The organism is Aquimarina algiphila, from assembly GCF_947494415.1.
Taxonomy (GTDB): domain Bacteria; phylum Bacteroidota; class Bacteroidia; order Flavobacteriales; family Flavobacteriaceae; genus Aquimarina; species Aquimarina algiphila.
Genome location: NZ_CANLVC010000002.1, coordinates 727,869 through 739,201, shown reverse-complemented (window position 1 = coordinate 739,201; position 11,333 = coordinate 727,869). Strand labels below are relative to the sequence as shown.

General features: G+C 32.4%; 12 protein-coding genes and 1 tRNA gene. 10 read left to right on the top strand and 3 right to left on the bottom strand.

Annotation, left to right across the window (positions count from 1 at the left end; genetic code table 11):
• Positions 1-114 precede the first annotated feature (114 nt).
• The gene (locus PQF96_RS05855; RefSeq protein ID WP_271765399.1) at positions 115-612 is read left to right on the top strand and encodes a TlpA family protein disulfide reductase; all 498 of its coding nucleotides are present in this window, start codon (positions 115-117) and stop codon (positions 610-612) included.
• A gap of 62 nt (positions 613-674) precedes the next feature.
• Here PQF96_RS05855 and PQF96_RS05850 read toward each other — a convergent pair whose 3' ends face one another.
• Complete coding sequence (locus PQF96_RS05850) at positions 675-827, bottom strand: hypothetical protein (protein WP_271765398.1); 153 nt, start codon at positions 825-827, stop codon at positions 675-677.
• A gap of 80 nt (positions 828-907) precedes the next feature.
• Complete coding sequence (locus PQF96_RS05845) at positions 908-1,072, bottom strand: hypothetical protein (protein ID WP_271765397.1); 165 nt, start codon at positions 1,070-1,072, stop codon at positions 908-910.
• Positions 1,073-1,503: 431 nt separating this feature from the next.
• Between PQF96_RS05845 and PQF96_RS05840 the strand changes: the two genes are divergently transcribed.
• On the top strand, positions 1,504-3,159 hold the full coding sequence (locus PQF96_RS05840; RefSeq protein WP_271765396.1) for a helix-turn-helix domain-containing protein: 1,656 nt from the start codon (positions 1,504-1,506) through the stop codon (positions 3,157-3,159).
• A 120-nt stretch (positions 3,160-3,279) separates the two neighbouring features.
• Complete coding sequence (locus PQF96_RS05835) at positions 3,280-3,438, top strand: hypothetical protein (RefSeq protein ID WP_271765395.1); 159 nt, start codon at positions 3,280-3,282, stop codon at positions 3,436-3,438.
• Between the two features lie 110 nt (positions 3,439-3,548).
• Here PQF96_RS05835 and PQF96_RS05830 read toward each other — a convergent pair whose 3' ends face one another.
• Positions 3,549-4,691 carry an acyl-CoA dehydrogenase gene (locus PQF96_RS05830; RefSeq protein WP_109438407.1) on the bottom strand — a complete coding sequence of 381 codons (1,143 nt, stop codon included), beginning with the start codon at positions 4,689-4,691 and terminating at the stop codon, positions 3,549-3,551.
• Positions 4,692-5,148: 457 nt separating this feature from the next.
• On the opposite strand from PQF96_RS05830, the gene PQF96_RS05825 reads away from it, so the two are divergent.
• From PQF96_RS05825 to PQF96_RS05795, 7 genes are all read left to right on the top strand, one after another.
• Positions 5,149-6,375: a Glu/Leu/Phe/Val dehydrogenase dimerization domain-containing protein gene (locus PQF96_RS05825; protein ID WP_271765394.1), complete on the top strand. Its 1,227-nt coding sequence runs from the start codon at positions 5,149-5,151 to the stop codon at positions 6,373-6,375.
• A gap of 27 nt (positions 6,376-6,402) precedes the next feature.
• Positions 6,403-7,872, top strand: coding sequence for a sodium/proton antiporter NhaB (gene nhaB / locus PQF96_RS05820; protein WP_109438409.1), 1,470 nt, complete (start codon positions 6,403-6,405; stop codon positions 7,870-7,872).
• Positions 7,873-7,954: 82 nt separating this feature from the next.
• A complete protein-coding gene (locus PQF96_RS05815) occupies positions 7,955-8,641 on the top strand; it encodes a MotA/TolQ/ExbB proton channel family protein (protein WP_109438410.1) in 687 nt (228 codons plus the stop codon).
• A gap of 1 nt (position 8,642) precedes the next feature.
• The gene (locus PQF96_RS05810; RefSeq protein WP_109438411.1) at positions 8,643-9,035 is read left to right on the top strand and encodes an ExbD/TolR family protein; all 393 of its coding nucleotides are present in this window, start codon (positions 8,643-8,645) and stop codon (positions 9,033-9,035) included.
• Between the two features lie 4 nt (positions 9,036-9,039).
• A complete protein-coding gene (locus PQF96_RS05805; protein ID WP_271765393.1) occupies positions 9,040-9,933 on the top strand; it encodes an energy transducer TonB in 894 nt (297 codons plus the stop codon).
• Between the two features lie 8 nt (positions 9,934-9,941).
• Positions 9,942-11,159: a bifunctional folylpolyglutamate synthase/dihydrofolate synthase gene (locus tag PQF96_RS05800; RefSeq protein WP_271765392.1), complete on the top strand. Its 1,218-nt coding sequence runs from the start codon at positions 9,942-9,944 to the stop codon at positions 11,157-11,159.
• Between the two features lie 69 nt (positions 11,160-11,228).
• Positions 11,229-11,303 (top strand) — tRNA-Val (locus PQF96_RS05795).
• Positions 11,304-11,333 lie beyond the last annotated feature (30 nt).

Sequence of the window (11,333 nt, the reverse complement as noted above, 5' to 3'; positions counted from 1 at the left end):
ATATTGAAGGGTTTTTTTTATACATAAATCTAAACAAAATACTATACTATATACAAGAGAGTGAGAGAAACTTATCTTAAATATGTATTTTAATAGATTGTAAATAACGTGTAAATGAAAAAAACACTTCGATTCTTAGTATTCATAACGGTTATAGTTACTATCTCTTTTTATGGCTTTGTCAAATATAATGGGGTAAACAACGGTAAGCAAGCTCCCGATTTTGAGACCACCCTTATAGATGGTACATTATTTAAACTATCAGATCTAAAAGGGAAATATGTTTTACTGGATTTTTGGGACTCTTGGTGTCCTCCTTGTAGAAAAGAGAATCCAAAATTAGCCGCTTTATATAAAAAATATTCAGATAAGCTTACAGTAGTTACAGTTGCCTTAGAAAAAAATAATAAGCATTGGAAAAAAGCTTCAGAAAAGGACGGGTTTGTATGGAAAAATCAAATAGTTAATCAAAACAGGTTTGTGTTAATGTCTTCAATTGCCAGAAAATATGGTGTTACAGAGATACCTGCAAAGTTTTTGATTTCTCCAGAAGGAAATATTGTAGGAAAATTATCCTTTAATGAAATTGAGAAGATTTTGTTAGAAGATTAAAAATAAATATGACAAAAAGAAAAAAGCTAGAGATTTAGGATAATAAACCTCTAGCTTTCTAATTAAAGTACGAGCTCAGTATCGAAGCCGGTACCTACTGGTTCAATAGGTCGTTCAAGACCTGATGTATCAATAGCAGTTGCTTTAGGCCTGTCTCCTCCATAAACTTTTTTTAGTTGTTTTGCGTTTATTTTAAATTGCTCTAAATTTTTCATAATTAATTTTTAAGAATTATACCTACTCTATTTTTATTAAGCTTTTCGGTTCTCGCTTTTAACTGCTAGCGTATGCGATGTTACGCTACGTAAGTTCCATCTGCTCGTTGGATCATCATTTTGTCTGCAGTTCCTTTCCAACAGTGTCTGTCATCGCAGATTACGTCGTCTCCATCTCCACCTGTAACGTTTCTTTGTTGTTCTTTAGTTAAAACTTTTCCTAAGTTTAAAATTGAATTTTTCATTTATTAATTGATTTATAAAATTAATACCCTTGATTTTTTTAGGACACTCAAGGTTTATGTCTTTCTTATTAATGAATAACTAATGCCATGAGACAAGAAATAATAGATTACTTTATCCTGAATAACTATACTGTTATTCATTAAATATTGAAGCGAATTTATGGAAAAGTGGTAGGTGTATTCAAGTAATAATAGTCAGTATTTATAAATTTTACCTTATCGATTTATAAATTTTACCTTACCATTTTGTAACTTCAAATCCTTTTTTAGAATTGTCATGATAACCTTGTTTTTTTTGCATTTCCTTTAATATTCTTTGTATGTTTACCCAAAATTTTGTTAAAAACTAATCCTTGCCCTTGGTTAGAGTACATATGAGAGTTATTAGTTTATTTGTAATAATAGGATGCTTTATATCTACATTGTATTCTATGAAAGAACAGAAAGAAATCTATAATAGTTCTTCTGATTCACTACAAGAAAAAACACTTCAAGAATTGGCAATCATGTTTTGGAAAGGAAAGGATTTGGATTCTGTTGTAAGAAGAAAATTAAGTGATTCTTATATTTCTAAGGCAAAAAAAAATGGGGATAAGGCAAGAATAGCAGATGGATATCAGATGTTTATGTATATGTGTAAAAGGGAATTTGAAACTTATTTAAAATATTCAGATTCTATTATCGATATTACTAAACATCTCAAGGGAAATCATTATCCTGCAACAGGCTATATCTTTAAAGGTGGTGTTTTGCGGGATATGGAAAGATATAACGAAGCATTAGAATCCTTGTTGAAAGCCAAAAAACTTGCAGAGGATAACCATTTCGAAATTCAGGTTATGGCTGCTGAAGGTATAATTGCTGAATTAAAGACAATATTGGGAAAAAATCTAGAGGCTTTAGAAATATATAAAAAGCATTTTTCAATATTATCTCAAAAACAAGATGTTAAGAAAAATGAACAGAATTATATTTCTACTACTTATTTATTAGCAGATTCTTATAATAGAATCAAAAGTTATGATTCTGCTCATTTTTATATTAAAAATGGTATTAAATACAGTTTGACTAATTACTATCATCATTTTTATCCAGAATTGGTATTTACGGCAGGAGTAAATAATTACCACAGAAAAAAATACAAACCTGCTATAGATAGTTTGCAAAAATCTCTCAGGTTATTTGATAATAATGTAGATGATATTAAAGTAAGAGTGTCTTACTTATACTTGGCTAAAAGTTATAAGCAATTAGGAGAAGATGCTGAAGCTATTGAATATTTGGAGAAAGTAGAATCTATTACTAATCTGTCTAATTATAGGTTGGAGATCAGAGAAGTTTTTGAGATTTTGAAAGAGTATTATTCTCAAAAAGAAGATAAATCTGAATTACTAGAGTTATTGGAAAAATGGATTAAATATGAAAAATTCATTCAAGAAAAATATAATAGACTTGATCAAGAAATTGTAGAAAAGTATGATGTGCCTAAATTGATCAGAGATAATGAAATGTTATTTGAGCAGACAGTTGATAATAATAAAGTTTTGAGGTTCAAGCTTATAATTTTTGGATGTTTGCTTATTCTTGTGATAACCTTATTGTATTTATTTCTTTATAAATGGAAGAAAAATAAATATGAAGAAGTGTTAGACGAGCAATTTGAAAAAGTAAAAGAATTAAAAGATGGTAAAAAGAAGCCTTCTAGTTATTTAGGTTTTGAACTCTCTGAGAAACTGAAGCTTGAAATTCTTCAAAAATTGAATGTTTTTGAAAATAATAAAGAATATTTAAAGAATGACATTACCTTGGTTATGGTGTCTAAAAAACTAAAAACCAATTCGACCTATTTATCTAGAGTGATTAATCTTGAGAAACAAAAAAACTTTACACAGTATATTAATGGCCTGAGAATAGAATATTGCATAAATGAAATTGAAAGTAACAAAATATTCAGACAATATGCTATTAGTTCTATGGCTAATGAAGTAGGGTTTAATAATATTCAATCATTCGCAAAGGCATTTTCAAAAGAAGCTGGTTGTAATCCTGCTGAATATATCAAAAAATATAATGAAAGTATAATTTAGATGAATATGGGAGGTGTCAAACGGTACATATTTATAAATTTATACTACTCGTTTAATATTTTTTTATGATTATTAGTTTAGGAAGTTATCTTTGATTTTTAATATTTACAGTAAATTATAATGATAAAGAAAAAGATAAATTTAGAAAAAATTAGGATTGCAAAATTGTCAAATATAAAAAAATTATCAATTAAAGGAGGAGATCCAAAAGGAGTTGGACAATCAAGAGTTCCCCCATGTACTATTCTTACTATTGATTTTATAGAAGGAGGTTTTTAAATAAATGAAATGGTTAATATATAGTATAAAAGTTAATTAATGGAATGAACAAAAAAAGCCCAGTTTGTATAAAACAAACTGGGCTTTTTGAATTAGAGAATTTTAACTAATTAATCTCTAAGAATACTTCGTGATATTACGATCTTTTGGATTTCGCTGGTTCCTTCATAGATCTGAGTGATTTTAGCATCTCTCATTAATCGCTCTACATGATACTCTTTAACAAAACCATTACCTCCATGTACTTGTACTGCTTCTATACTAACATCCATTGCAGCTTGAGATGCAACAAGTTTTGCCATAGCTCCTGATAAGTCATAATTTTCGTGATTATCTTTGTCCATAGCTGCTTTATATACAAGCATGCGAGCTGCTTCAATCTGTACATGCATGTCTGCAAGTTTGAAAGCGATTGCTTGATGATTCATAATTTCAGTACCAAAAGCTTTACGAACCTTAGCATATTCTTTTGCTAATTCATACGCTCCTGCTGCAATTCCTAGTGCTTGAGCTGCAATTCCTATACGCCCTCCAGCTAAAGTCTTCATTGCAAATTTAAACCCAAAACCATCTTCTCCAATACGATTTTCTTTAGGAACTTTTACATCATTAAAAATTAGAGAGTGAGTGTCACTACCACGTATCCCTAACTTATCTTCTTTGGGACCAATTTCAAATCCTTCCCATCCTTTTTCAACGATAAATGCATTAATACCTTTATGTTTTTTTTCTTTATCCGTTTGCGCAATAACCAAATAGTAATCTGCAGATCCTCCATTAGTGATCCAGTTCTTGGTTCCGTTAAGAATATAATGATCTCCCTTGTCTACAGCAGTTGTTTTTTGAGATGTTGCATCACTACCAGCTTCGGGTTCAGATAAACAGAACGCTCCAATAGATTCTCCTGTGGTAAGTTTTGTTAGATATTTTTCTTTTTGTTCTGGAGTACCATAGGTGTCAAGTCCCCAGCATACTAAAGAATTATTTACAGATACAATAACAGAACAAGATGCATCTATCTTGGATAACTCTTCCATAACCAAAACATAAGAGATGGTATCCATTCCTCCTCCTCCATATTCTGGAGAAGCCATCATGCCTAAAAATCCAAGTTCCCCCATTCTTTTTACTTGTTGAGTAGGAAATTCTTGTTTGTTATCACGCTCAATTACTCCTGGTAATAATTCAGTTTTGGCAAAATCACGAGCTGCATCTCGTATCATTAACTGTTCTTCGGATAATTTAAAGTCCATATTTCTGTATAATTTACTGTGCGCGCATAACACGCAATTCTTACTTTTCAATGAAAATAAATCGAGATAATCTCGTAAATTTTATTAATCCCACAAATATAAGTGATAATATGATAGTTTTGCTGTTTTTTTCGTTTTTTGATATAATGATTTTTATTAGTGTTGTTTAAGGAAATTTTTGAATATGCTTTACTAAGTTCTAGGATAATATCTCAAGCGAAACATTCTATTGTTTATTAGCATAATTTTATTTTTATTTATCCTTTTGACGTATTTAGTTTTTTATATTTGTGAAGTCGCATTTTGACTGTAATTTCAATGTATTGTAATACCCTATAATATGACTCAACTCTAACCTCTGTAATGGAGGGATTATTTTATTTAAAAAAAGACAAGTATAAAGGATGTTGCTGCAAAAGCATACAGTTATGTATTCAATGGATTGAAATTTAAAAGAATGAAAGAGTTATTAAAAATATACGAAAATAAAGAGCCTGAAATAATTTTTAATTGGAAAGATGCAGAAACCGAAGCAGAAGGTTGGACGGTTATAAATTCTTTACGAGGAGGAGCAGCTGGAGGAGGAACAAGAATGAGAAAGGGTTTGGATATGAATGAAGTACTTTCTTTGGCAAAAACAATGGAAGTTAAGTTTACAGTATCTGGACCTGCAATAGGAGGAGCCAAATCTGGTATTAATTTTGACCCAGAAGATCCGCGTAAAAAAGGAGTGCTTAAACGATGGTACAAAGCAGTGTCCCCATTACTAAAAAGCTATTATGGAACTGGAGGAGATCTTAATGTTGATGAGATTCATGAAGTGATACCTATTACAGAAGAATGTGGAGTTTGGCATCCTCAGGAAGGAGTTTTTAATGGTCATTTTCAGCCCACCGAGGCTGACAAAATAAATAGAATTGGACAGCTACGACAAGGAGTGATTAAGGTATTAGAAAATACTATGTTTTCTCCTGATGTTTCCAGGAAATATACTGTTGCAGATATGATTACTGGATATGGAGTTGCTGAAGCTGTTCGACACTATTACGATATTTATGGTGGAGAAGTAAAAGGGAAAAGAGCTGTAGTACAGGGATTTGGAAATGTAGGATCGGCAGCTGCTTATTATCTTTCAGAAATGGGAGCAAAGATTGTGGGAATAATCGATCATGCCGGAGGGTTAATAAATGAAAACGGTTTTTCTTTTGAAGAAATTAAACAACTGTATTTAAATAAAAAAGGAAATAAACTGTATAGCGAAAACCTTATTCCTTTTGAAGAATTAAATAAAAAAATATGGTCGCTCAAAACAGAAATTTTTACTCCATGTGCTGCGTCAAGGTTAATAACAGAAGATCAAATAAGTCAAATGATTAATTCGGGTCTTGAGGTGATTTCTTGTGGTGCCAATGTTCCTTTTGCTGATAAAGAAATATTTTTTGGACCAATCATGGAATATACGGATGAGAGAGTAAGTTTGATACCTGATTTTATCTCTAATTGTGGAATGGCAAGAGTTTTTGCATATTTTATGGAGCGCAAAGTACAAATGACAGATGAAGCTATTTTTATGGATACATCAGAAACCATAAAAAGAGCTATTCAAAGCACTTACAATAATAAACAAACACAAACTAATATAAGTAAAACAGCATTTGAGATTGCTCTCAAACAGCTGATATAGTATTAATCGCATTAATCAAGTACAACTATGTTTAAGTATTTTTTAGGTAATAGTCCGAAATGGTATAAAACTCTAATGATCGGATTTTTAATTTTTAATGTATTTTCTTATTTCATTTTGGGGCCAACCGTGACAGCTTGGCTATTTATTGGAGAATTTATTTTTACTCTAGCGATGGCACTTAAATGTTATCCATTGCAATCAGGAGGGTTACTGGCTATAGAAATTCTAGCATTAAATCTAACAACACCAAAAAACGCTTATCATGAGGTAGATCAAAATCTAGAAGTTGTGTTACTGTTGGTGTTTATGGTAGCGGGAATCTATTTTATGAAACCCTTGTTAATGTATATTTTTAGTAAAGTATTTACTAAAATAAAATCTAAAATGATACTTTCTTTACTGTTTGTATTTTTAGCAGCAGTACTTTCTGCATTTTTGGATGCTCTAACGGTTACTGCTGTTTTGATAAGTGTAGCAGTAGGATTTTATGGAGTATATCATAAGATTCATTCTGGGTCTGGAGACTACGATGAGAGTGGAGTTTTAGATAAAAAAGAATTAAGTGGTGAAACTCTTGAGCAATTTAGAAGTTTTCTAAGAAGTTTGGTAATGCATGGTGTTGTAGGTACTGCGCTAGGAGGAGTATGTACATTGGTTGGTGAGCCTCAAAATTTATTAATTGGAGAGCGAATGGGATGGGATTTTATAGAATTTTTCCTTAAAATGGCACCAATTTCATTGCCTGTTTTAGGAGCAGGGCTTATTACAACGGTTATTCTGGAGACTACAGGATCCTTTGGTTTTGGTGCAAAATTACCAGAGGTTGCTAGAAATATTATTGAGAATTATACAGAAAAGGAAGATGCTAACAGATCTGATAAATCCAAATACGGACTAATAGTACAGGCTGTATCAGCTCTGCTTTTGATTGTTGGCTTGGCATTACATTTGGCTCCGGTAGGGTTTATTGGATTAGCATTAATTATTGTACAGACGGCATTTATGGGGATTACAGAAGAGCACCATTTAGGAAAAGCATTCGAAGAAGCACTTCCATTTACAGGTTTGATTGTGGTTTTCTTTGTCATTGTTGCAATGATTCATGATCAACATCTCTTTAAACCGATTATTGATTGGGCATTATCTCTAGATCCAGGACAGCAGCCTTCCATGTTTTATGTGGCTAATGGAGTATTATCTATGATAAGTGATAATGTTTTTGTGGCTACAGTATATATAGGAGAAGTTAAGCAGGCTTTTGATAACGGAGCAATATCTAGGGAGCAGTTTGAAAAATTAGCAATTGCAATAAATACAGGAACAAATTTACCAAGTGTTGCAACACCTAATGGACAAGCGGCGTTCTTATTTTTACTAACTTCCTCTTTAGCTCCATTGATTGGATTATCCTATATGAAAATGGTAAAAATGGCCTTTCCATATACAATAGTACTCGGAGGTATTGGTTTATTGGGAATAATATATATATTGTAAAGAGAAAAAACATACTTAACCTACAGAAATAACGTTAGTATACTAACACTAAATTAACAAAATCAAAATGACGTATTTATCTATGCTTGGTGTTTTAGCCCAAAACACCCCAGAAAATAACCCAGAATTAGAAGAAACTTCATTATCTATTATGGACCTTTTGTTTAGCGGAGGTACCGGTGCTGTAGTTATCATCTCTATTCTTTTTGTATTGCTCTTTGTAGCTGTATATATCTATTTTGAAAGACTCTTTGCAATTAAAGCAGCTTCAAAATATGATGAAGGTTTTATGAGTAAAATTAGAGATAGTGTAGTTAGTGGTAAAATTGAAGCAGCAAAAATTTTATGTGCTCAAACCAATAATCCCGTAGCAAGATTAACCGAAAAAGGAATTTCTAGAATAGGTCACTCTTTGGAGGATATAAATAAAGCTATTGAAAATGCAGGTAGACTAGAGGTATATAAACTGGAAAAAAATGTAAGTATTTTAGCAACGGTTGCAGGAGCAGCTCCCATGATTGGATTTTTAGGAACAGTAATTGGTATGATTTTGGCATTCCATAATTTGGCTTCTAGTTCAGGAACTGCCGATATGGGGGTTCTGGCTGAAGGTATTTATACTGCGATGACAACCACTGTAGGTGGATTAGTAGTAGGAATTGTAGCATATATTGGATACAATCATCTGGTAGTACGTACGGATAAAGTGATTCATAGTATGGAAGCTAATGCTGTAGATTTCTTGGACTTGTTAAACGAACCTGCATAGTATGAATTTAAGAGGAAGAAATAAGGTTAGTCCAGAATTTAGCATGTCTTCAATGACAGATATTGTATTTCTGTTATTGGTATTCTTTTTATTGACATCACCTGCAATTACTCCAGAGGCTTTGGATTTAATATTACCAAAGGCAAAAGGAAAAAGTTCTAATGCGCAAAACATATCGGTTAGTATTACAAATAAATTACAATACTATATTGATGAAGAACGTATAAGTCAAAGTAGGTTAGAATCTGAATTATTATCTAGATTACAAGGAAACAATGAGCCTACCATTATTTTAAGAGCCGAGGAAGGAGTTCCGATAGAGAAGGCGGTTGGTGTAATGGATATTGCGAATAGAAATAAATATAAAGTAATACTTGCGGTAAGACCTGAATAATAATATGATAAAGCTTGATACAAAACATAAAAGAAAATCCTTTATACTGACTATAATAGTTCACATTGGGATTATATTTTTATTGTTTTATCTAAGTTTAAGTTATATAAATCCTGAGGAGGAAAGTGGTATTGCGGTGAATTTTGGAACTACAGAGACGGGATCAGGTAATGTTCAACCTAATAAACCGATCAAATCTACGCCAAAACAAACCACGCCAGAAACAACCTCATCTACTCCAGAACCACAAGAAGAAACACCCCAAATCGAAGATAAGGTGGTTACTCAAAACCTGGATGATGCTCCGGTAATTGAAAAAAAACCAAAAAAGAAACCTAAAAAAAAGGTGGATGAACCTAAGAAAAAACCTAAGCCTTCTGATCAGAAACCTTCAAAGAATCAGACAGAAGAAAAACCTGTTAAGAAGGTAGAGGAAAAGAAACCAGATCCAAAACCAGATAAATCTACTCTGGATATATTGAATAGTTTTTCTAATGGCCCCAAAAGTGATGGTAAAGCCAAAGGAGGGGAAGGTGATGATAGATCACCTGGAGATAAAGGCCGTCCAGATGGAGATCCTAATGCTAAGTCATATTATGGCACAGGTAAAGGACTGGATGGTGATGGGAATTATCGATTAGGAGGAAGGAAAGCACTTAATAAAGAAAAATTTGTTCAGGATTGTAATGAATCTGGTATTGTTGTAGTGAAAATAGAAGTTAATCAAAGTGGTAAGGTAATACGAGCTACTCCTGGGATGAAAGGAACAACGAATAGTGCTTCATGCTTAATGGAGCCGGCAAAGAGAGCTGCTTTGGCTACACGATTTAATAATGACTCTAAAGCTCCCGCAAAACAAGTAGGAACTATTATCTATCAGTTTAAACTTTCCGAATAATATAGCATATGAATTATAGGGAAACTCTCGATTGGATGTTTGCCCAATTGCCAATGTACCAGCGTGATGGCGCTAGTGCATATAAAGTTGATCTTCATAATACCATTAAATTAGCTGCATACTTAGGAAACCCGGAAACCAAGTTTAAGAGTATTCATGTTGCAGGAACCAACGGAAAAGGATCCTCAAGTCATATGTTGGCATCGATTTTACAAGAAGCAGGATATAAAGTAGGGTTATATACATCTCCACACCTTAAGGATTTTAGAGAACGTATTCGTATTAATGGTAATGAGATCCCAGAACAGTATGTTGTTGATTTTGTTTCTACATATAAATCCTATTTTGAGGTAAATCAATTATCCTTTTTTGAAATGACCGTTGGGATGGCATTTCTTTATTTTGCAACATCAGAGGTTGATATTGCAATAATTGAAGTAGGGCTTGGAGGGAGATTAGATTCTACTAATATTATTATTCCAGAAGTTTCTGTCATTACTAATATAGGAATGGATCATGTTAAATTTTTAGGAAATACGCTAACAAAGATTGCAGGAGAGAAAGCTGGAATTATTAAAAAAAATGTACCTGTAGTAATTGGGAGAACTACACCTGAAACAAAAAAGGTTTTTACAGAAAAGGCTAAAAAATGTAATAGTGATTTACATTTTGCAATAGAATATGATGGTCAGATGTATTCTTCAGATTTACTTGGGGATTATCAGAAAGAGAATATTAGAACCGTACTGCAAACAATTTTGATCTTACAAAGACAAGGGTGGAAAATTAATGAACCTTCTATTTCAAGAGGTCTTACTAAGGTTGTAATCAATACAGGATTGTTAGGAAGATGGCAAATTATACATAAAGAGCCTAAGGTTATATGTGATACCGCTCATAATAAAGATGGGTTAACCAAAGTTTTGGAGCAATTATTAGAAGAAAAATACGATTGCCTTCATATCGTTTTGGGAATGGTTAATGATAAAGATTTAGATAGTGTTATGTCTTTATTTCCAAAAGAAGCTCAATATTATTTTTCTAAACCTAATATCCCAAGAGGGTTGGATGCAAAAAAATTAAAGAAAAAGGCTTTAGAGTATAATTTGTTTGGTGAAGAGTATGGTACGGTAAAAGAGGCGTATGAAGCTGCATTACAGGTGGCTACAAAACGTGATGTTGTATATGTAGGAGGGAGCACATTTGTTGTTGCAGAAATAATTTAAATTTTCTTTAAAATTCTTTTGGTAGACTGTAAAACTGTCTTATATTTGCATCCGCAATCGCAAGATAGCGGGCGCTTAGCTCAGTTGGTTCAGAGCACTTGGTTTACACCCAAGGGGTCAGGGGTTCGAATCCCTTAGCGCCCACTTTAAATTAAAAACCTACACAATTTGTGT